Genomic DNA, 21486 nt, shown 5'->3' with positions numbered 1-21486 from the left:
GTTGTTCAGGGCGGCAGCAGCGCCGTCCGCGCAGCGGCCAGCACTTCGGCGGTCAATCCTTCCAGCAGGCCCAATGCCGCGCGCGCATGCTGCCAGTGCAGCGGCACATCGAGCGGCGTGCCGGGCACCAGTTCCACCAGTGTGCCGGCCTGCAGATGGCCATCGATCATCGACTGCGGATGCATGCCCCAACCCATGCCCGCCAGCGCCGCCGTGACAAACGCATACGACGACGGCAGCGTGTGACGGGGCAACTGCACCTGCCGGTGGCATAGCCGGTTCACCCAGCGGGCCTGCAGTTCGTCCTTGGCGTTGAACACCAGACTCGGCGCCTGCGCGAGACTGCCGGCCCCCACGCCGGCCGCGAAATGGCGCGCCACGAACGCCGGGCTGGCCGCCGCCACATAGCGCATGGCCCCGAGCGGCCGGCTGTTGCATCCGGCCGCCGGTCGTGCGGTGGCCGTGACGGCCGCCAGCACCGCGCCGCTGCGCAGCCATTCCGTCGTATGGTCCTGGTCGTCGACCGCCACTTCCATCAGCACCGGATGCCGCGCGGCAAACGCGGCAAGCGGCTGCGCCAGCCAGGTGGCCAGGCTGTCGGCGTTTACGGCCACCGGCAGCGGCACGCGCGCCTCGCCCTGCGGCGCCAGTGCGGGCAAGGCACCGTGCAACTCCTGTTCGAGCAACCGCACGTGATCGACGTGCTGGCACAGCCGGCGGCCGGTGTCGGTGGCCCGGCAGGGCGTGTCGCGGATCACCAGCGCACAGCCGGCGCGTTCCTCCAGCATCCGGATGCGCTGCGAAATGGCCGATGGCGTGACGTGCAGCGCGCGGGCGGCCCGCTCGAAACTCCCCTCGCGCACAACGGCGGCCAGCGCGGAAAGCGCCGCGTAATCGAGCATGATTAAGTTTGGCTAATGTCAGTGAAGATGATTTAGTTTGGCTTCACCGCCCGCCGATGGCAAGCTTGGCTCCATGTATTCGACTGACTTCCTGACTTCGGGCATGCCGCCCGGTATCGCCGTCCTGCTGCAGGGCCTGGCCCTGAGCCTGGGCCTGATCGTTGCCATTGGCGCCCAGAACGCGTTCGTGCTGCGCCAGGGCCTGCGCCGCGACCACGTGGGCAGCGTGGTGGTGCTGTGTGCGCTGGCCGACGCGCTGCTGATCGCCGCCGGCGTCATGGGCATGGCCCGCGCCCTGGGCGACCGGCCCGCGCTGGCGGCCACGCTGGCATTGGCCGGCGCGGTCTTCCTGGCCTGCTACGGCTGGCGGGCGTGGCGGCGCGCTCAAGGGCAGCAGGCGCTGCTGGCTGCCGATGGCCAGGCCAGCACCACGCGTGGCGCCGTGCTGGCGCAGGCCCTGGCCTTCACGTTGCTCAATCCCCATGTCTACCTGGACACCGTACTGCTGGTGGGCAGCATCGGCGCGCAACAGCCGGCCGCCATGCGCGGCTGGTTCGTGGCCGGCGCCAGCATTGGCAGCCTGGCCTGGTTCGGCGCCGTGGGCTTCGGCGCGCGATGGCTCGCGCCATGGTTTGCCAATCCGCGCGCCTGGCAGATGCTGGACCGCCTGGTCGGCGTGACCATGCTGGTGCTTTCGGCGCTGCTGGCCCGGCATGCCATCGGCGGATTCCGGGAACTGGACTGGCTGCAGGGTGTGCTGCCGGCGGCGTAAACGCAAAAAAGCCGCCCTCCGAGCCGGGGAGGGGCGGCCATCAATTTTCCCTTTCGCCTCAGGCTGCCTTTTTTTCCCGCAGCAGCTTCTTGTCAATCTTGCCCACGCTCGTCTTCGGAATCGCCGTGACGAACGCGATCCGGTCGCTCTCGGGCACCGCGAACTTGCTCAGGCGCTGGGCTTCGACATGGCCCAACAGCACCGCGCGGATCTGCTGGGCGTCCACCTCGATGCCAGCCTTGCGCACCACGTAGGCCATCGGCCTTTCGCCCCAACGCGCATCGGGCACGCCCACCACCGCGCATTCCTGCACGCCGGGTACCTGCGTGACCAGGTTCTCGATCTCGATCGACGACACCCATTCGCCGCCGGTCTTGATCACGTCCTTGAGCCGGTCCACGATCTGCACGAACCCATCCTCGCCCATCACCGCCACGTCCTGCGTGTGCAGGTAGCCATCGGCCCACAGGTCCTCCGACGCGGACGGCTTGCGGAAGTACGACTTGGTCAGATACGGCGCGCGCAGCACGATCTCGCCCTGCGCCTTGCCGTCGTGCGGCACTTCGCGCATATCGGGGCCGACGATGCGGAAATCGGCCAGCGGCACGGGACGCCCCGTGGCGCAGCGCATGCGCACTTCCTCCTCGCGGGTCAGCGGCACATGGCCCGGCGGCAGCTGGGCCAGCGCGACGATCGGGCCCGTTTCCGACATGCCGTAGCCGGCAAAGATGTCGATGCCGCGCGCCAGCGCCGCCTCGCACAGCACCGGCGGCAAGGCCGAGCCGCCGATGATCATCTTCCAGCCCCACAGGTTGCAATCGCCTTCGTCCGCCGCCTGCAGCAACATCTGCAGGATGGTCGGCACGCAGTGCGAGAAGGTGACCTTCTCTGTCTTGCGCAGCTGCAGCAGCGTGGCCGGCACGTAGCGGCCCGGCAGCACAGTGCGCAGGCCCAGCATGATCGCCACGAACGGCATGCCCCAGGCCATCACGTGGAACATCGGCGTAATCGGCATGTACACGTCTTCACGGTGCATGCGCTGGCCTTCACGCGGCGAGCACAGGCTGGTGGCCGTGGTCAGCGTGTGCAGCACGATGTCGCGATGGCTGTAGCACACGCCCTTGGGATCTCCCGTGGTGCCCGTGGTGTAGAACGTGGTGGCCTTGGTGCGCTCGTCGAAGTCCGGAAAATCGAACCCGGCCGGGGCGGCATCCAGCAGGGCCTCGTATTCGCCATCGAACGGCACGGTGCCAGCGGGCACGTCCTGCCCGTCGGCCATCAGCACGAAGCGCGGTTGACGCACCAGGCTGTCGCGGATCTGTTCGAGCACCGGCAGAAAGTCCGGATGCACCAGCACCACGTCGGCGCCGGCATCGTTCAGCGTGTAGAGAATCTGCTGCGGCGACAGGCGCACGTTCACCGTGAACAGCGTGGCGCCCATCATCGGCACACCGAAGTAGCACTCCAGGTAGCGATGGCTGTCCCAGTCCATCACGGCCACGGTGCTGCCGTGACGCACGCCCAGGGCCCCCAGCGCGTTGGCGAGCTTTCCCAGACGCTGGTGGAAATCGCGATACGTGTAGCGCATTTCGCCGCGATAGCTGATCTCCTGATCGCCATACAGGCTCATCGCGTTGGTCAGCAGCTGCTTGACCAGCAGCGGGTAGGCGTATGCCGAGGGGGTGGTAACGACGAGGTTGTCCTTCATGCCTGCTCTGTCCTTCATGTCCATCATGTCTTGCGGGTTCTGCCCGATCCGCATGCGGATCAGTACGGCACGCTGCCGACGATGCCGGCGCGTTCCATCTTGCGGTGGCACGGCGCGTAGTCCATGACCGCGTAGTGCTGGGTGGCCGTGTTGTCCCAGATCGCCACGCTGTTCGGTTCCCAGCGCCAGCGCACCTGGAACTCCGGGATGTACGCCTGCGACACCAGGTAGCGCAGCAGGTCGGCCGCGCCCGGGTTGGCATCCTGGCCGTAGCGCACGCGCGCCGGGGTATGGAAGTTGGTGAAGTGCGTGGTGAAGCCGTTCACGTACAGCACCTTTTCGCCGGTATCGGGATGCGTGCGCACCACCGGATGCTCCGCGTCGGGGAACTGGGCCTTGAGCGCCAGCCGCTTTTCGATCGGCATGGCCGCGCCGAAGCTGGCCTCGATGCTGTGGCGGGCGCGCAGGTCGGCAATCTGCGCCTTGACCGTATCGGGCAGCCGCTCATAGGCCAGCGCCATGTTGGCCCACATCGTGTCGCCGCCCACGGGCGGGCATTCGATGCAGCGCAGCACCGCGCCGAACTGCGGCGCCTCGCGCCAGGTGGTGTCCGAGTGCCAGCAGTTCTCGTAGCGGTCGTTGGGCTGGTCCGGGCGCTTGTAGATGCGCACCAGGCCGGGATGCTCCGGATCGCTGCCCGCCACCGGGTGGTCTTCCAGCGCGCCGAAGCGGCTGGCAAAGGCCACGTGCTCGGCCCGGCTGAACTGCTGGTTGCGCAGGAACAGCACGCGGTGCTTCAGCAGTTGCGCACGGATCTCGCCAAACAGATCGTCGTTGCGCACGGCTTCGCCCAGATCCACGCCCACCAGCTCGGCGCCCAGCGCACAGCTCAGTTGTTGTACTTTCATGACTGTCTCCTCAAGCGCTTCAGACGACGAAGATCGACGAACCCGTGGTCTTGCGCGACTCCAGGTCGCGATGGGCCTGCACCGCGTCTTCCAGCGCATAACGCTGGTTGATCTCGATGCGGATACGGCCCGATCCCACGTGGTCGAACAGCTCGCCTGCCAGTTCGGCCTTCTCGGCCGGGTCGGCAATGTAGTCGGCCAGCGCCGGGCGCGTCACGTAGACCGAGCCCTTCATCGCCAGCAGCACCGGATCGAACGGCGGGATCGGGCCCGAGGCCGTCCCCACGCACACCAGCAGGCCACGGCGCTTGAGCGAATCCAGCGATGCCATGAAGGTGCTCTTGCCCACGCTGTCGAACACCACGTTGGCGCCCACGCCATCGGTCAGTTCGCGTACGCGCGCCGCCACGTCCTCGTGGCTGTAGTTGATGATGTGCTGGCAGCCATGGGCCTGCGCAATCTCGCCCTTCTCTTCGGTCGATACCGTGCCGATCACGTTCAGCCCCAGCAGGCGCGCCCACTGCGAGACGATCAGCCCCACCCCGCCGGCCGCCGCGTGCAACAGGATCGTGTCGCCCTTGCGGAAGGTGTGGATGCGGCGCATCAGGTAGGCCGACGTCAGGCCGCGCATGGTCATGGCGGCGGCCGTCTCGAAGCCGATGCTTTCCGGCAGGCGGATCAGCGGCGCGGCGGGCACGAGCCGCTCGGTGCTGTAGGCACCCAGCGTGTTCACGAAGCCGGTGTACGTCACGCGGTCGCCCACGGCCACATTGGCCACGCCGGCGCCCACGGCCTGCACCACGCCCGACGCTTCCACGCCCATGCCCGCGGGCAGCGGCACCGGGTAGGTGCCATTGCGGAAGTACGTGTCGGCATAGTTGAGGCCCACCGCCACGTGGCGGATGCGGACCTGACCCGGACCCGGGTCGCCCACCTCGGCGTCTTCGTAGCGAAGCACCTCGGGTCCGCCGGTTTCATACATACGCACTGCCTTGGCCATGGAAATCGTCTCCTGATTGGGGGCGGCACCACTTGCGCCGCCATGACCTCAATGTAGGAGCCGCAGGCCTGCGCTGCTTTGCAGCGCAATCCGGACACTTTGCATTTCATGCCATCGCCGCCTATCATCGCGCCAACGACGCGTCATGGCCCCAGGCATGTGACGCGCGAAAAACAACATCGGGAGACTCGCTTGAAAACCCTGGTACGCGCTGCGGTGATGACCAATTTCTTCGACGTCGCGAATGGCCTGGGCGCCAATCCGCTGCCCCTGCTGCGCACGGCTCGCCTGAGCCAGGCGCTGCTGGCTGATCCGGAGCAGCGCATTCCGGTGCAGGCCTGCGCCACACTGCTCGAAGCCGCTGCGCAAGCCACCGGCTGCCCCACGTTCGGCCTGCGCATGGCGGAGTCGCGGCAGCTGTCGGACTTCGGGCTGATGAGCCTGCTGATCAGCCAGCAACCCACGTTGCGCGACGCGCTGGAAACCATCATCCGCTACCGGCATCTGGTCAATGAATCGGTGGCCATTCTGCTGGAAGCGTCCGACAAGATCGTGCTGATCCGGCAGGAAGTGGTGCTTGATACGCCCTCGCGCCAGGCCACGGAACTGGCGCTGGGCGTGGTGTTCCGGCTGTGCCGCGCACTGCTGGGGCCGCAATGGCATCCGCAAAGCGTGAATTTCACGCACGCGGCGCCGCCGGACCTGGATGTGCATCGGCGCCTGTTCGGCTGCCCGCTGGAGTTCGGCAGCGAGTTCAACGGCATCGTCTGCCTGGCCGCCGACCTGGACACGCCGAACCCGACCGGCAATCCCGCCATGGCGCGCCACGCCGAGCGGGTGGTGGAATCGCTGCCGCGCGTGAATGACGCATCCGTCGGGCGCGAGGTACGCAATGCCGTCTACCTGATGTTGCCGATGGGGCGCGCCACCAGCGAGGCCGTGGCGCAGGGGCTGGGCATGAGCCTGCGCACCATGCAACGCCAGCTTGACGCCTCCGGCGAGACCTTCTCGGACATCGTCAATGGCGTGCGGCGGGACCTGGCGCAACGATACGTCGCCAATCCCGACTATTCCCTGCTGCGGGTGTCGGAACTGCTGGGCTACGGGTCGGCCGCGGCGTTCACGCGCTGGTTCTCGGCGCAGTTCGGCGAGGCGCCGATCGTCTGGCGGCGACGGCACACCAGCCCGCGCTGAACGGCCCGCAAGGTCGATCCTGCTGCCCTTGCGGCACGGGACGCCTGCGTCTAGGCTAGGAAAACGTACTACGCGTCACTACGCATCCCGACGCGCCCTGACGCATCAGCGACGTTTGCCACCCCACCCTGAACCCGAACGCGGAGCCCGCATGCCGAACGCCATGAAGCCGTTGCAGTGCCTGATCGTCGCCACCGGCGCGCTGAGCCTCAGTCTGGGCGCGATGCCCGCGCAGGCGCAGCAAATGCCGAGCTCGGGTGCCGCGGCCATCTCCGATGCGGTACGCGAAGGCGGCAACCCCTACCGCCCCCCGTCGGCACCGTCCGCAAGTCCGGCCGACGCCAAACGCGAACGCTGCGACGCGCTGCTGCAGGAGCTGAACGGTACGTCGAAGCAGCGCGCCTACACGTCGCCCGGCACTGCCACGCAAAGTGCGCAGGGCCGTGCCGTTCCCAAGCTGGAACGCGACAATTCGCGCAAGCAGCTGGAAGAGACGTACCGCGCCAACTGCACCTGACCACAGACCACGGGCGATGGCCCGTGCGTCATGACGGCCCGGCCTCGCGCAGCCGGGCCATCTGGCTCTTGACCACGTCAAGGACTGCAGCCGTCATCAGCGCCGTGGACAGGCCGAACATCAGGATGCCCAGCGCCGATTCGATCGGCCCGAGCATGCGCCAGCGGGGCGACATCACGATATCGCCGTAGCCCAGCGTGGCGAAGTTCACCGCCGAGTGATACAGCGCCGGGCCAAGCGTGTCGAATTCGCCCAGCACCATGAACAGCCCCGCCCACACCACCATCTGCGCGAAGTTGCAGAACAGCGTCAGCAGCATCACGGACGTCAGCAGCACGGCGTCCATCCACAGCGGTTCAAGCCCCTGCCACTTGTTCTGGAACCGCGCATAGCGCCGCAGGCACAGCGCCACGGCCCCGCATTGCAGCAGCAGGCACAGCAGCATTACGGGGGCGGCAACCAGCAGGTGCAAATGCATGACGGTCTCCCTCAGCCTACGCCGGCACCGGCGCGGCACGCCGGTCCAGCAGCGCCATCATCAGCCACGCGTACAGCGACACGCCGACAAACAGCCCCATGCGCACCATGAACGCCTGGTAGACGTCCTTGCCCGCCGCGCTGTCCGCCACGGACTGCCCCAGCAGGATGATCATCGTGACGAGGCTGTTCAGCCAGAAACCGGGCGACATGCGTCCCGGCCGCAGCCGGAACAGCCGGCGCGCCACCCAGAGCCCGAACAGCAGCATCCAGAGGAAGAACATCCAGATGTGGACGAACAGCCCCAGCGCCAGCCAGCACAGGATGGCCAGCGCGCCGCCCATCAGCGTGGAGCCCACCAGTTCCAGCGCCGCACCCCGCGCCGTCGTGCTGCAGCTCTGCCGCCCCAGGCTGACCGCCTTCATGATGATGGGCAGGTACGCGGCCGGGTCCGCCATTGCCAGCAGGAACGGCGGCATCACCACCAGCGTGGCGCGCAGGGCCATGACATCCGCATCCCCGGGGGCGGCGCCTGGCTTCTGCGGCATGCGCGGCCCATCCGGTTCGGGAATCAGCAGGTAGCAGATGCCCAGCATCAGCACCGCGCACAGCAGCCCGCGCACCAGCGCGCCAATCACGGTCAGCGCCAGCGCGCTGTTGGCGGTGCCCGCCGCCGAAATCAGCGTGACGCCCGCTACCAGGAACGTCGACACGAGGTTGTTGCCGCCGCGCAGCCCATGGCGGAACGCCAGAAACAGGCACAGACCCGCCATCAGGACGCCGGTCAGCGGCGCATGGCGCAAGAACGGCACCAGCAGCATGCCGCTGCCGGTCGTCAGCATGACCACCAGCGCCAGGCCCACGCCTGCCTTGAACGGCAACGGCCGGTCCAACGTCGCAAACAGGAAGACCGCAAGCACCGGCGCCATCACGGGCACCGCCCACTGCATGCCGAAACTCACGGCCAGGCAGGCCGCCGTGCCCAGCGCCAGCCGCAACGCACGGCGCGCCAGCATCGCGCGCATGGCCAACGCGGCGGCGTCAGTAGACATACGACACCCAGCTCATGACGCGCAGGAACGCGCGGCCCAGCAGGTTCAGCGGATTCCCTTCGGTCGGAAATGCCATCACCTCGGCCTGCCCGCCCACGCGCACGCCCCGCAACGTGGGCAGCTGCCCGGGGTCGATGTCAACGATCACCGGGAATCGCTGCGCGGGCCGCAGCCAGTCGCGGCTGTTCTGGATCGTCGGCAGGGTGCCCGGCGGCGTACTCTGGCCCGCGCTGACGCCATAGCCAATGCTGCGCACCTTGCCGGTGAGCACGGTGCCCGGCAGCGCGTCCAGCACGATCCGCACCGGCGAGCCGGGCACCAGATGGCCAAGGTTATTCTCGGTCATGTCGGCGCTGATCCAGACATCGTGGATGGCAATCAACGTCATCAATGGCGCGCCCGCTGCCGCGTACTGGCCCGTTTCCGTGCGCAGGTCCGTAATCAGGCCGGCCGTACGCGCCCGTACCTGCGCGTTGGCCAGGTCCAGCTCGGCCTTGTCCACGGCGGCGGCGGCACTGCGCAGCTTGGCATTGTCGTCGTCGCTGCCGCCCTGCTGCTCGCGCGCACGCTCCACCTCGGCCCGCGCCGCGGCTACCTGGCTGATGGCCTGCGTGTGCGTGGCCCGTGCCACCTCCAGACGACGGACCGACACGGTGCCCGGGTCCTCGCGATACAGCCGCTCCAGCCGCTCGCTGTCCTGCTGCGCCTTCAGTTCATTGGCCTGCGCGGCGCGCAGCGACGCCCGGGCCGAATCGATGCCGGCGGTATTGGCGCCGATGCCGCGCCGCGTGGTTTCCAGGTCGGCCCGTGCGCGGTCCAGCGCGATCCTGTAGTGCTGCGGATCGACATCGAACAGCACGGTACCGGCCGTCACGTTCTGGTTGTTCTGCACGTACACGCGCGTCACGCGGCCCGGCACCTCGGAGGCCACCGGAATCACGAACGCCTGCACGCGTGCCTGCTGCGTGTAAGGCGTGAACCGGTCGGCCAGCAGATACCACGCCAGGCTAAGCACGATCAGCACCACCACCCAGCGCAGCGCCTTGTGCGACGGATCGGCCGCGGCTTCCTTGCCGGACGGCGCGGGGGTGCCGCCGCCCGCGGCCGGCTTGTCGTCGATGGCGGCGTTGCCAGTACGCGTGTCGTTCATGGGCGTGCACTCCCCGTCTGCGCCGGAAGGCTGGCCGCCGGCTGCGGCGACACTTCGTCGCTCAGCCCGCCCCAGTTGGTGCGCTGCTGCATCTGGGTCCGCGTGCCGGCGTCGAGCAGCGGCGCCGTGGTGTCCCAGCCGCCCCCAAGTGCCTTGTACAGCCCGATCAGGTAATTCACGGCGTTGCCTCGATTGACCAGATACGCATCCTGCTGCGCGAACAGCGCGCGCTGTGCGTCAAGCACACGTTGGAAATCCGAGTACCCTTCGCGGAATACCGTGTTCGCCAGCGACAGCGACCGCTCCGCCGACTGGGCCGCCTGGCCCAGGATGCGCTCGCGCTGCAGCGCCTTGTCCAGCCCGCTGGCCGCATCGTCGGCTTCGCGCGCGGCCTGCCGCACGGCAGCCTGGTAGTCGACGATCAGCTGCTGCAGCCGCGCGTCCTGCACGCGCACGTTGTTGACGATGCGCCCGTAGTCAAAGATGTTCCAGCGCACGCTGGGCCCGCCAACCAGCAGCAGGCCGTTCTGGGTACCGGGCAGCGATGCCGCCGTCCAGCCGATGCTGCCCATCAGCGTGACGGCCGGATACAGGTCGGCCTTGGCCACGCCGATCAGCGCGGACTGGGCCGCGATGCGGAATTCGGCCGCACGGATGTCGGCGCGGCGCAACAGCAGGTTGGCCGGTACATCCTGCAGCACGGCGCGATCGATCAATGGCAGCACGCCCTCGCGGTCGGCAGCGTCCGCCAGTTCTGGCAGCGGACCCGGCGGCCGGCCCAGCAGCACCACCAGCGCGTTGCGCGCCTGCCCGATCTGGTTTTCCAGTTCCGGAATGCTGCTCAACGTGCCAAGGTACTGGGTACGCGCCTGCTGAAAGTCGAGTTCGTCGCTCTCGCCGCCCTTGAACAGCCGTTCCGTGATCTCGAAGCTGCGCTTCTGCAGCCGCGCATTGTCGCGCGCGATGCGCAGCCGGGCCTCGGCCGTGCGTACGGCAAAGTAAGTCGTGGCCAGCTGGGCATGCAGCAGCACCAGCACCGACTCGCGATTGGCCTGGGCGGCAAAATAAGCGGCATCGGCCGATTCGATGGCGCGCGCAAACCGACCCCAGAAATCAAGCTCCCAGCCGACGTCCACGCCCGCGCTGTATTCCCAGAGCCGCGCGCTCTGCGCGGTAGGACCGGACTGGCGGCTATGGACATACATGGCCGAGGCGCTGGCCTGCTGCATCTGCGGATAGCGGCCCGCGAGCGCTATGCCCAACTGGGCGCGCGCTTCCATCACGCGCAAGCCGGCAATCCGCACGTCGGCATTGCCGGCGTCGGCTGCCGTCATCAGCGTTTCGAGTACCGGGTCGCCAAACACCTGCCACCATTGGCGCAGGTCTGGCGTCGCCTGCTGGACGCTGGCCTGCTCGACGGCATCGCTGCGCCACGTGCCGGTCCACGGCTCGGGCTGCGGCTGGAAATCGGGCCCCACCCGTGCGCATCCGCCAAGCACGGCGGCCAGGGCCAGCCAGGCGCGGGCGGATGCGGCCACGGTTTATCCCCTGGTGATGTCTGCCCCGGTGATGTCGGGCACACTGTGCGGCGCTTCGGCTTCCAGCTCGATACGCGGCGGCGGATCTTCCACCCATTGCCAGAACAGCTGATAGCCCACCGCCAGCACGATCGGGCCGATGAACAGGCCGATCACACCCCCGGTGACCATGCCGCCCAGCGCGCCGATCAGGATGACCGGCATGGGCACGTCCACGCCGCGCCCCAGCAGCAGCGGCTTGAGCACATTGTCCGACAGCCCCGCGATGAACACATAGATCGCAAACACGACGTTGGCGCCGGAAGCGCCCTCGGACGCGAACACCAGCACGATCACCGGCACCGTGATCAGCGTGGCAGGCAGCTGCATGATGCCCAGCAGCAGCACCGCCAGCGCCAGCAGCCCCGCACCCGGCACGCCCTTGATGATGAAGGCGACGCCGATCAGCAGCATCTGGATGAAGGCGATGCCCACCACGCCCTGGGCCACCGCGCGCACGGTCGCCGTGCACAGCGCCGTGATACGCGGCCCGCGTTCCGGGTTGGTGAGACGCGACGCGATCCGCTCCGCGCTACGGGTGCCCAGTTCGCCATAGGCCATGATGATCCCGGCGATGATCAGCGCACCGACGAAGACCAGCAGCCCCACCCCCACGCCACCGATCGCCCCCAGCAAGCCAAGGCTGGCCGTCTTGATCTGCGGACCGAGCTTCTGGATCAGCCCGCCGGCATCGGTGGAGGCCATCAGCCAGGCGTCATGGAGCCGCCGTCCGATGACAGGCCAGCCGGCCACCGCCTCGGGGGGCGGCGGGATCGTGAATTCGCCGGTCTTGGCGATCGCCATGGCATGCTCGACCGATTCGATCAGCGCAATGCCCAGCAGGTAGGTCGGAACCATGACCACGGCAATCACCACCACGATGATCAGCGTGGCGGTGCGGCCTTCGCCGTCAAAGACCTTGCCACGCAGCCACACCTGCAGCGGATACATCGTGATGGCCAGGATTACCGACCACAGCAGCAGGTTCATGAACGGCTTGAAGATCTGGAAGCAGAAGACCGACAGCAGCGCGATCAGGCCGAAGCGGATCAGCGAATCGATCAGCGTGCGCGACGCCGTCGCGCTGGAATACGGGGCTTGCAGCATGGGATGACCTCCCTTGTGCGGCGGATTGCGAGCGGGGCAGCGGGCACGCCATCAGGCGACCTGGCGCCGGCGCGCGATCAGGAACACGACGGCGCCGGCGACGAACAGCACCACGCAACCGATCAGCCAGTCGCGTGCGAGCACATTGACCAGATAGCGCGGCGGGTCGCTGCCGGTCCGGAACATCTGCACCTCCAGGCCGCGCATTGCCAGCCTGAACAGGTTCAGCTTGTCCGGCGTCTGCCCGCTGGGATCGCTGAAGAAGATGCCCAGCACGGCCAGCCACAGCGCCCCCGCCATCATCACGACACCGCATTTATGCATGATGGCAAACTCGAACAGGTTCTCCAGTTAGAGTCAGCCAAGCCCAGGCGCAAAGCAATTGGTCCTTGGGCCAAGCATTGGACCAAGGTCCATTGCCAAAGCCCGACCCAGTGTCCAGATTGATACTCGGGGAAAGTGTCCCATCCACACTCTGGGAGCTGACATGGCAAAACAGGCACGGCGCGCCGAAAGCGAGGCGGAGGCCGGCACCGCATTGGGCCGCAAGGACTATGAGGAGGCGCTGGCCGGGCTGCATGTGGAACTGGTGCACATGCAGAACTGGATCAAGGCCAGCGGCACCAAGGTGTGCATCGTCTTCGAGGGGCGGGACGGCGCCGGCAAGGGCGGCACCATCAAGGCCATCACCGAGCGGGTCAGCCCGCGCGTGTTCCGTGTGGTGGCTCTGCCCGCACCCACCGAGCGCGAGAAGAGCCAGATGTACATGCAACGGTACATCCCCCATCTGCCCGCCGCGGGCGAAGTGGTGATCTTCGACCGCAGCTGGTACAACCGGGCCGGCGTGGAACGCGTGATGGGCTTTGCCAGCGAAGAACAGGTGGACGTGTTCCTGCGTGCCGTGCCGCTGATGGAACGCGCCATCGTCGGGTCCAACGTGCTGCTGCTGAAATACTGGCTCGAAGTCACGCCGGAAGAGCAGACACGCCGGCTGCAGTCGCGCATCGAGGACGGGCGCAAGACCTGGAAGCTGACGGACATGGACCTGAAGTCGTACAGCCGCTGGTACGACTACTCGCGCGCCCGCGACGCGATGTTCGAAGCCTCGGATACCGACTTTGCCCCGTGGCACGTGGTGCGCTCCGACAACAAGCGGCGCGCCCGGCTGAACATCATCAGCCACCTGCTCGACTCCGTGCCGTACGAACGCATCAAGAGCAAGAAGGTCACGCTGCCGGCGCGCCAGAAGTCGGGCCACTACAAGGCGCCTGACTATCCGTACCGCTACATCCCCGAGAAGTTCTGAACCCGCCGCCCGGCGGCCGGGGCAAGCCCCCCGCCGCCGGGCGTCGGTCAGTCCTTGATCATCGTCTTCTTCCAGTCGCCGTCCGATTGCTGGCAATACCAGCCTGTCCAGCGTTCCGGCTGCCGGCCCGGCTGACGCAGTTCGCTGCGCACCTTGCGGCAACGCTGGCCATTTTCCGTACGCGTCTTGAGCGGCGTGAACGTGCCGTCCGTGGCCTTGCTCTTGGCGTTGCTGGTGCTGGCGTCCAGGTGGAACGGCACGCTGGCACCGTCATCGGAGTCCGTCAGCGTCTTCCCGAATGCGGTGCGCAGCGCCGCCACCTGGTCCTTGTCCAGCGTGCCGATGATGGTGCCGCTGAGGAAGTGATCGTAATACGCATGCGCTGGCCAGGCCAGGCCCAGCAGCGCGGCCGCGCACAGGCCATGCCATTTTGCACTGAACATCAAGGCTGCCTCCTTCTCTCCTGGCCAGACTGGATCGGGAACGCCGTTATTTCGCCGTACCCGGTGTGACAGACACCGCGACTGCCTCAGTATAGACAGCCTGCACGCGGTCGCCCTTCTTCACGGCCTTCATCTGCTCCGGGTCTTCCACCAGCAGATCCACCGTGTGGCCACGCGGCCCCTTGACCGTGACGATGTTCTTTTCCTTGTCGACCTTGACGACCTGTGCCACCACGGTCACCTCGCGCCCCAGCCGTCCACCCGGCTTGGCGCCCGGTTCGGAACGCTCGGAAATCTCGCGTTCCTGCATGGTCGCTGCCCCGCTGCCCTTCTTCAGGCTCACGGTCAGGGCCTCCGTGTACTCGACGGCAACCTTGTCGCCCACGCGCAGCTGGTCGAAGTTGCGCGCCTCTTCGCCCACCGTCATATCCACGACCTTGCCGGCCTGGGTCTTGAGCGTGACTTTGCGCGACGCGGGGTCGATGGCGGTGATGGTGGCGTTGACCTTGGCCGTGCCGGTGGCCGTGGTCTGCCCGGGCGACCGTTGCACGTCGGTCTTCACGTCCGGCTGGGCGTATGACACTGCTGACAGGCTCAGCAGCACTGCAGCGGTAATGGCGACTCGCTTGAACATATGACGTCCTCCCTGGTTATTGGATCGTGTAGCCGCGCCCCTGCATGCAGGCCGAATACGCGCGGTAATAGGTATTCATGGCGCCGGACTGCTGCGATTGCGCGTTGGCCTGCGCATTGCGCTGGTTCTGCCGTGCACGGTGGCCACCCGCCATCGTGCCCACGGCCGCGCCGGCTGCGGCGCCCTTGCCGGCATCGCCCGCAATGGCGCCGATGACCGCACCGCCCGCCGCGCCGCGCGCCGCACCGCCCACCCGCTCGCCGCCGCCCACGGCCGGGCCGCTGGGTGCAGGCGGCGGCGCGGCGGCTACCTGCGCCGGATCGATGCCGGTGTTCGACTTGGCCCACGAGTAGCAGTAGCCGTCATCCTCCTGCTGCGTGGCCTGGCTTTGTCCCTTGGCCGGATAGGCGATGGGTTTCGACTGCGCGAGGGCGCCGGCGCTCAGGCCAACCATAACGGTGGCGGCGAGCAACGCGGCCGGAATGCTGGATCTGGACATGAATCACTCCTTGGCGGGGCTGGCCGGCTGGTTCACGCTGGCCTGAGTTGCGCTGTCGACGGGCCACCCGCCGCCCAGCGCCTTGTAGAGCTGGACCAACTGGCCAAACTCCGTGCCACGCAACGTCGACTGTTCGAGTTGCGCAGAAAACAGCGAACGTTCGGAATCGAGTACCTCCAGGTAGCTGGTGTAGCCGCCTTCGTACCGGTCGCGCGCCAGCAGCGCGTAGCGCGACAGCGCATCCACCTGGTCGTTCTTAGCCAGGAGCTGGCTGCGCGTGTACTGCACGCCGGCCAGCGCATCGGCCACCTCGCGGAATGCGGTCTGCACCGCCTGCTGGTAGCCGTAGAGCGCCTGCTTCTGGCGTGCCTCGGCCTGCTTCACGTCACCGGCAATCGCACCGGCAGTGAAGATCGGCACGCTGATCAGGCCACCGTACGACCACGCCCGGGACGAACCCACCCACAGCCCGGACAGCGCGGTGCTGGCCGCGCCGAACATGCCGGTCAGCGAAATCGTCGGGAAATACTGCGCGCGGGCGGCGCCGATCTGCGCGTTGGCCGCAACCAGCGATTGTTCGGCCTGCAGCAGGTCCGGGCGCTGTTCCAGCAGCGAAGACGGCAGGCCCACCGGCACCACCGGGAGAATCAATTCGTCGATCGACTTGCCGCGCGGCATGGCGCGCGGGTTGTCGCCAACCAGCACGGCCAGCAGGTCTTCCTGCTGCGCCACCAGCTGCCGGAACTGCTCGACCGACGCCTGGGCCGACGCATACTCGGAGCGCGACTGCGCATACTCGACCTCCGACACCACGCCGCCCTGGAACCGTTCGCGGAACACCTGCAGCGCGCCCTCACGGCTGGTCAGCGTGTCCTGCGCGATGCGCAGGCGGTTGTCGAGGTCGCGCAGCGTGATGTAGCCGCTGGCCACCGCCGCCACCACGCTGATCTCCGTGCTGCGGCGCGCCTGTTCGGAAGCCGCCCATTCCGCCCGGGCCGCTTCGGTCATGCGCCGGATGCGCCCGAACAGGTCGAGCTCCCACGACGCGTAGACGTCGGCCTTGACCGAGTTGAACGGGTTGTCGATGGGCAGCAAGGTGCCGCTGCTGGTGCTGATGCGCTGCCGGCTGCCGCCGGCCTCTGCTCCCACCTGCGGGAACAGCCCGGCCCGCGTGGTCATCACGCGTCCGTAGTACTCCTCCACGCGTGCCGTGGCAATCAGCACGTCGTAGTTGTGCGCGCGCGCCGTGGCGATCAGGTCGTCGAGCACCGGATCCCCGATCTGCGACCACCAGTATTGCGTGGTGACCACGTCGGCCGCCTGCGGCGTTTCGGGCGCGAAGCGGTAGGTCTCCGGCACCGCCACGTCCGGCCGCACGTAGTCCGGCCCCACGGTGCAGCCGCCGGCCAGCAGCGTCATCGCCGCCAGCCCCGGCACCAGGGCTCGCGCCCGCAAGCCGCGCTGGCTCATAGCGTGCCTCCGGAGGGTGCTGCGGGATCGGTGCCAGGCCCGGCATCCTTCCCGGCCTGCCTGGCGAGCTTCTTCTTGCTCTCGCGCTCCAGCCCCCAGAAGAACATCGGGATAAAGAAGATGGCGATCACCGTGGCGCCAAGCATGCCGCCGATCACGCCCGTGCCCAGCGACTGGCGGCTGGCCGCCGACGCGCCGCTTGCGATGGCCAGCGGGATACAGCCGAGGATGAACGCCAGTGACGTCATGATGATCGGGCGCAGCCGCATCTTGGACGCCTTGACCGCCGCGTCATACGGGCTCAGCCCTTCCTTGACGCGCATCTCCACCGCGAATTCGAAGATCAGGATGGCATTCTTGGCGGCCAGGGCGATCAGCACCGTCAGGCCGATCTGGAAGTACACGTCATTCTCCATGCCCCGCACCAGGATGCCCACCAGCGCACCGAACAGCGCGAACGGCACGGCCAGCAGCACCCCGATCGGCAACGACCATTTCTCGTACTGCGCCGCCAGGATCAGGAACACCATCAGCAAGGCGAACGCGAACACCATCGCCGCCGTGGACCCGGCCTTCTTTTCCTCATAGGCCTGCCCGCTCCACGCATAGCTGTAGCCCGGGCCCAGCACCTCGGTGGCCACTTCCTCCATGGCCTGCAGCGCCTGGCCCGAGCTGTACCCCGGCGCGGCGTCGCCCGTGATCTTGGCCGCCGGGAAGTTGTTGAAGCGCGTGACCAGATCGGCCCCGGCCACATAACGCGCCGTGGTCACGGCCTTGATCGGCACCATCTCGTTGCGCGAATTGCGCACGTAGACCTTGTCGATATCCTCGGGCTTCGACCGGTACTCCGGCTCGGCCTGCAGGATCACCTGGAACAGCCGGCTGTTCTTCGGGAACTGGCTCACGTACAACGATCCGAACATCGTCTGCAGCGCGGAGTACACCTGCTCCACGGGTACGCCCTGCGTCTCGGCCCGCTCGCGGTCGAGGTCAACCAGCAGCTGTCGCGACCGCGTGTTGATCGTCGTGCTCACGCCGCGCAGCTCCGGGCGCTGCCGGGCCTTGGCGATGAACGCGCGCGTGCGTTCCTCCAGCTGCTGGTAGGTGCCGTCGCCGGTGCTCTGCAGCCAGAATTCGAAGCCGCCCGTGGTGCCCAGCCCCGGGATCGACGGCGGATTCACCGGAATCACCAGCCCTTCGCGATAGGTCGAGAACTCCTTGTTGGCCTGCGCGATCAGGTCAGCCGCGCTTTCGCCCTTGCCGCGCTCGTGGAAGCCCTTCAGCGTGATGAACAGCGTGCCGGCATTCGACTTGTTCTGCGAATCGATCAGGCTGTAGCCGTCCGGCACCGCCACCGATTTCACGGCTGGCTGCTTCTCGAACCATTCGGCGGCCCGTTTCGATACCGCGCCGGTGCGGTCCAGGCTGGCAGCGTCGGGCATGATGACCGCGCCGAGCAGATAGCCCTGGTCCTCCACCGGCAGGAACGATGACGGAATGCGCATGAACATCAGCACGGCGGCCACGATCAGCGCGATGACGATGCCCACCGAGATCGCCGTGCGCCGGATCACGGCCTGGACCGTCGCGCCATAGCCTTCCACCAGCCGGTCGAAACTGCGGTTGAACCAGCGGAAGAAGCGGTTCTTCTCGTGGCTGCCCGGCTTGAGCAGGATGGCCGCCAGCGCCGGCGACAGCGTCAGCGCCACCACCCCGGACAGCAGCACCGATACCGCCAGCGTGATGGCGAACTGCTTGTATAGCTGGCCCGTGATGCCCGACAGGAACGCCACCGGGATGAACACCGCCAGCAGCACCAGCACGATGGCGATCACCGGCCCGCCCACTTCGTCCATGGCGGCCTTGGCGGCCTCCTTGGGCGGCATGTGGAACTCCATCATGTTGCGCTCGACGTTCTCGATCACCACGATGGCGTCGTCCACCACGATGCCGATGGCCAGCACCATGCCGAACAGGGTGAGCATGTTCACCGAGAAGCCGAACGCGGCCATGGCGGTGAACGTGCCGATGATCGACACCGGCACCGCCAGGATCGGCACCAGCGTGGCGCGGAAACTCTGCAGGAACAGGTACACCACCAGAATCACCAGGATCACCGCGTCGCGCAAGGTGTGGACCACCTCGTTGATCGACTCATGCACGAACTCGGTGGTGTCGAGCGCGATTTCGTACTCCAGGCCCGGCGGGAACGTCTTCTTGGCTTCCTCCAGCGCCTTGCGCACCTGGCCGGCCACGGCCAGCGCATTGGCGCCCGGCTGCTGGTACACGGCCAGCAGCGTGGCCGTCTTGCCCTTGTAGCGGCTGCGCAGCGAGTAGTCCTTCGAACCCAGTTCGGCGCGGCCGATATCCTTGAGCCGCACCAGCGCGGCGTCGCCCGAGGCCGCGCGCAGGATGATGTTCTCGAACTCGGCCGGCTCGGTCATGCGGCCCTTGGTGGTCACCGGGAACGTCTGCTTGACCGGCTCCGACGTGGGCGAACTGCCGATGCGCCCGGCCGAGAACTGCTCGTTCTGGTTGGCCACCGCGCTCTTGACGTCCTCGGCCGTGATGCCAAGCTGCGCCATGCGGTCCGGCTTGAGCCAGATGCGCATGGCGTAGTCCGGCGTGCCGAAGATGGACGACTGGTTGGCACCCGGGATGCGCTTGAGCGAATCGAGGATGTAGATGCTGGTGTAGTTGTCGACGAAGGTCTGCGGGTAGCTGTTGTCGGGCGAATAGACGGCAATCACCATCATGAACGCCTGCGACCGCTTTTCCACGGTCACGCCCTGCTTGGTCACGGCGTCGGGCAGGGTCGGCAGGGCCAGGTTGACGCGGTTCTGCACATCGACCTGCGCCAGTGCCGGGTCGGTACCGATCTCGAAGTACGTGGTCAGCGTGATATTGCCGGTGGACGAACTGGTGGACGACATGTACAGCATGTTGTCCGCGCCGTTCACCTGCTGCTCGATCGGGGCCGCCACGTTCTGCGCCACCACTTCCGAGCTGGCGCCCGGATACGTGGTCGACACCGTGATGCTGGGTGGCGTGATGTCCGGAAACTGGGCGATCGGCAGGTTGAACAGCGCCACCATCCCGCCCACCACGATGATGATCGACAGCACCGACGCAAAGATCGGGCGGTCGATGAAGAAGTGGGACAGTTTCATGACGCCGCACCCTTGCCGGCTTCGGCCGCACCCGTGGCGCCCGGCGCCGCTGGCCGCGCGGGCGGCGCCGACGGCGGCACCGGCGATGGCCCGTCGCTGGCCTGGCGCGGTGCCGCCGCCACCGGCTTGACCGGCGCGCCCGGCGCGAGGCGAATCGCACCATCGACGATCACGGTATCGCCCTCACGCAGGCCCGAACGCACCACCCAGTTTCCCTGCGACCATTCGCCCACGTCGATCACGCGCGACTCGGCCTTGTTCTCCTTGCCCACCAGCCAGACGGACTGGCCGCGCTGGCCCTGCACCACGGCTTCCTGCGGCACGGTGATGGCCTTGGTGCGCACCGCGCCGATCAGCCGCACGCGCACGAACTGGCCCGGGCGCAGCATGCCCTTGTTGTTCGGCATTTCGGCGCGGATCAGGTAGGTGCCGGTCTCGGAGTTGAACGACGCATCGGCGAAGGCGATACGCCCGCGCTGCGGATACGTGGTGCCGTCGGCCAGTACGATCTCCACCTCCATCGCGCCGCGCTCTGGCATGCGGATCGTGCCGGACGCTGTCTGCGACTGGTATTGCAGCACTTCGTTCTCGGACAGGCTGAAGTTGATCCAGATGGGATCGAGCTTGGCCACATAGGTGAGCAGGCTGTTGGTGGCATCGATATACGATCCCACCTGCTTCTTGGCGTAGCTGGACAGGCCATTCACCGGCGACGTGATCGTCGTGTAGCCGAGATTCAGCTTCGCGTTGGTGACGTTGGCCCTGGCCGCTTCCACGGCGGCGGCGGCGGCCTGTTCCTGGCCGGTGGCTTCATCGAGGTCCTTCTGGCTCAACGCGTTCTTGGCCGCCAGCGGCTTGACGCGTGCCAGGTTGGATCGCGCGGTGGTCAGCCGGGCCTGCTGCTGGGCCAGTTCGGCCTGCGCGGCATCGAGCGCGGCCTGGAACGGCTTCTGGTCCATGCGGAACATGACCTGGCCGGCCTTGACCATCGCGCCTTCGGTGTAGAGGCGCTGCTCCAGGAAGCCGCTCACGCGGGCCCGGATCTCCACCTGCTGGGAACTCTGCGTTTCGCCCACGAATTCATAGGTCAGCGGCACGTCGTGCAGCGTCACCTTGACCACGCCCACTTCGGCCGCTGGTGGTGCGGCCGGCGCCTTGGCCTCCTGCTTGTGGCAGCCGGTCACCGCCAGTGCGGCCAGGACCGGCAATGCCCACCGACCGCGCTTGGATACCAGACCGCTTGCCATCGTCGTATCTCCTGCCCGCGCCGGCCCAGGGCCACGCGAGACTTGTGCGATTACCTGAAGTGTTCGCGCAGGATCAGCGCATTGATCTTGTGGCCATTCCAGAACACGCCATGGATGCGTGGGACGAGCTGCTGCAGCGCGCCGATGTCCACCGACCGGAACGTCAGCGTCATCGACGGCCGCGTGCCGTCGCCCTCCTGCCGCTCGATCTCGTCGGGCGCCGGAAAGCCGTAGCGGCCAAGGAACTCCTTGAGCTGCTCCTCCGTGGTGTCCGGGTGGAGGTTGGAAATCATCAGTAGCGACATTTGCCGGTCCTCCTGTTCGACCCGCGATACACGCGTATGGCAGGGTGA

The 21486-nt window shown here is 67.4% G+C and carries 21 protein-coding genes; 4 read left to right on the top strand and 17 right to left on the bottom strand.

The window, feature by feature from the left end:
- Nucleotides 1-5 precede the first annotated feature (5 nt).
- Entirely contained in the window at nucleotides 6-902 is an 897-nt protein-coding gene (locus AC3G88_RS14170) for a LysR family transcriptional regulator ArgP (RefSeq protein ID WP_488772115.1), read from the bottom strand.
- Between the two features lie 73 nt (nucleotides 903-975).
- On the opposite strand from AC3G88_RS14170, the gene AC3G88_RS14165 reads away from it, so the two are divergent.
- Nucleotides 976-1674: a LysE/ArgO family amino acid transporter gene (locus AC3G88_RS14165; RefSeq protein WP_488772116.1), complete on the top strand. Its 699-nt coding sequence runs from the start codon at nucleotides 976-978 to the stop codon at nucleotides 1672-1674.
- A gap of 58 nt (nucleotides 1675-1732) precedes the next feature.
- Here AC3G88_RS14165 and AC3G88_RS14160 read toward each other — a convergent pair whose 3' ends face one another.
- Genes AC3G88_RS14160 through AC3G88_RS14150 form a run of 3 tightly spaced genes read right to left on the bottom strand, consistent with a single transcriptional unit; the run spans nucleotide 1733 to nucleotide 5290 of the window.
- A complete protein-coding gene (locus AC3G88_RS14160) occupies nucleotides 1733-3382 on the bottom strand; it encodes a fatty acid--CoA ligase (protein ID WP_488772376.1) in 1650 nt (549 codons plus the stop codon).
- Between the two features lie 59 nt (nucleotides 3383-3441).
- A complete protein-coding gene (locus tag AC3G88_RS14155; RefSeq protein WP_153945833.1) occupies nucleotides 3442-4290 on the bottom strand; it encodes a TauD/TfdA dioxygenase family protein in 849 nt (282 codons plus the stop codon).
- Between the two features lie 19 nt (nucleotides 4291-4309).
- Nucleotides 4310-5290, bottom strand: coding sequence for a quinone oxidoreductase family protein (locus AC3G88_RS14150; protein ID WP_488772118.1), 981 nt, complete (start codon nucleotides 5288-5290; stop codon nucleotides 4310-4312).
- A 192-nt stretch (nucleotides 5291-5482) separates the two neighbouring features.
- Here AC3G88_RS14150 and AC3G88_RS14145 point away from each other — a divergent pair, with 192 nt between their 5' ends.
- Complete coding sequence (locus AC3G88_RS14145; protein ID WP_488772119.1) at nucleotides 5483-6484, top strand: AraC family transcriptional regulator; 1002 nt, start codon at nucleotides 5483-5485, stop codon at nucleotides 6482-6484.
- Between the two features lie 151 nt (nucleotides 6485-6635).
- Nucleotides 6636-7001, top strand: coding sequence for a hypothetical protein (locus AC3G88_RS14140; protein WP_488772121.1), 366 nt, complete (start codon nucleotides 6636-6638; stop codon nucleotides 6999-7001).
- Between the two features lie 28 nt (nucleotides 7002-7029).
- Here AC3G88_RS14140 and AC3G88_RS14135 read toward each other — a convergent pair whose 3' ends face one another.
- From AC3G88_RS14135 to AC3G88_RS14110, 6 genes are read right to left on the bottom strand one after another with little or no spacing between them, the layout of a single operon-like run.
- Nucleotides 7030-7479 carry an ion channel gene (locus AC3G88_RS14135; RefSeq protein ID WP_488772122.1) on the bottom strand — a complete coding sequence of 150 codons (450 nt, stop codon included), beginning with the start codon at nucleotides 7477-7479 and terminating at the stop codon, nucleotides 7030-7032.
- Nucleotides 7480-7495: 16 nt separating this feature from the next.
- Complete coding sequence (locus AC3G88_RS14130; RefSeq protein ID WP_488772124.1) at nucleotides 7496-8530, bottom strand: DUF2955 domain-containing protein; 1035 nt, start codon at nucleotides 8528-8530, stop codon at nucleotides 7496-7498.
- Nucleotides 8520-9680 (bottom strand): HlyD family secretion protein, encoded by a 1161-nt coding sequence (locus AC3G88_RS14125; RefSeq protein ID WP_488772125.1) that lies wholly within the window; start codon nucleotides 9678-9680, stop codon nucleotides 8520-8522. Before AC3G88_RS14125 ends, AC3G88_RS14130 begins: the two co-directional genes overlap by 11 nt.
- Entirely contained in the window at nucleotides 9677-11218 is a 1542-nt protein-coding gene (locus AC3G88_RS14120; protein WP_488772126.1) for an efflux transporter outer membrane subunit, read from the bottom strand. The genes AC3G88_RS14125 and AC3G88_RS14120 overlap by 4 nt, the downstream gene beginning before the upstream one ends.
- A gap of 3 nt (nucleotides 11219-11221) precedes the next feature.
- Nucleotides 11222-12364, bottom strand: a complete 1143-nt coding sequence (locus AC3G88_RS14115; protein WP_488772127.1) for an AI-2E family transporter — start codon at nucleotides 12362-12364, stop codon at nucleotides 11222-11224.
- A 51-nt stretch (nucleotides 12365-12415) separates the two neighbouring features.
- Nucleotides 12416-12688 carry a hypothetical protein gene (locus AC3G88_RS14110; protein ID WP_488772128.1) on the bottom strand — a complete coding sequence of 91 codons (273 nt, stop codon included), beginning with the start codon at nucleotides 12686-12688 and terminating at the stop codon, nucleotides 12416-12418.
- 163 nt (nucleotides 12689-12851) lie between these two features.
- Here AC3G88_RS14110 and ppk2 point away from each other — a divergent pair, with 163 nt between their 5' ends.
- A complete protein-coding gene (ppk2, locus tag AC3G88_RS14105; protein ID WP_488772129.1) occupies nucleotides 12852-13670 on the top strand; it encodes a polyphosphate kinase 2 in 819 nt (272 codons plus the stop codon).
- A gap of 47 nt (nucleotides 13671-13717) precedes the next feature.
- On the opposite strand, the gene AC3G88_RS14100 is transcribed toward ppk2, so the two are convergent.
- From AC3G88_RS14100 to AC3G88_RS14070, 7 genes are read right to left on the bottom strand one after another with little or no spacing between them, the layout of a single operon-like run.
- Complete coding sequence (locus tag AC3G88_RS14100) at nucleotides 13718-14113, bottom strand: hypothetical protein (RefSeq protein WP_488772131.1); 396 nt, start codon at nucleotides 14111-14113, stop codon at nucleotides 13718-13720.
- Between the two features lie 46 nt (nucleotides 14114-14159).
- A complete protein-coding gene (locus AC3G88_RS14095; RefSeq protein ID WP_488772132.1) occupies nucleotides 14160-14747 on the bottom strand; it encodes a hypothetical protein in 588 nt (195 codons plus the stop codon).
- A 16-nt stretch (nucleotides 14748-14763) separates the two neighbouring features.
- Nucleotides 14764-15201, bottom strand: coding sequence for a glycine zipper domain-containing protein (locus AC3G88_RS14090; protein ID WP_400396926.1), 438 nt, complete (start codon nucleotides 15199-15201; stop codon nucleotides 14764-14766).
- A 48-nt stretch (nucleotides 15202-15249) separates the two neighbouring features.
- Nucleotides 15250-16716: an efflux transporter outer membrane subunit gene (locus AC3G88_RS14085; RefSeq protein ID WP_488772134.1), complete on the bottom strand. Its 1467-nt coding sequence runs from the start codon at nucleotides 16714-16716 to the stop codon at nucleotides 15250-15252.
- Nucleotides 16713-19886, bottom strand: coding sequence for an efflux RND transporter permease subunit (locus AC3G88_RS14080; RefSeq protein WP_488772135.1), 3174 nt, complete (start codon nucleotides 19884-19886; stop codon nucleotides 16713-16715). The genes AC3G88_RS14085 and AC3G88_RS14080 overlap by 4 nt, the downstream gene beginning before the upstream one ends.
- Complete coding sequence (locus AC3G88_RS14075) at nucleotides 19883-21133, bottom strand: efflux RND transporter periplasmic adaptor subunit (protein WP_488772137.1); 1251 nt, start codon at nucleotides 21131-21133, stop codon at nucleotides 19883-19885. Before AC3G88_RS14075 ends, AC3G88_RS14080 begins: the two co-directional genes overlap by 4 nt.
- 50 nt (nucleotides 21134-21183) lie before the next feature.
- Entirely contained in the window at nucleotides 21184-21438 is a 255-nt protein-coding gene (locus tag AC3G88_RS14070) for an RNA recognition motif domain-containing protein (RefSeq protein WP_488772138.1), read from the bottom strand.
- Nucleotides 21439-21486 lie beyond the last annotated feature (48 nt).

The organism is Cupriavidus sp. 86D6 (assembly GCF_057815095.1).
Note: the sequence above shows the minus strand (reverse complement) of the source record. Positions and strands in the feature narration are given on the sequence as shown.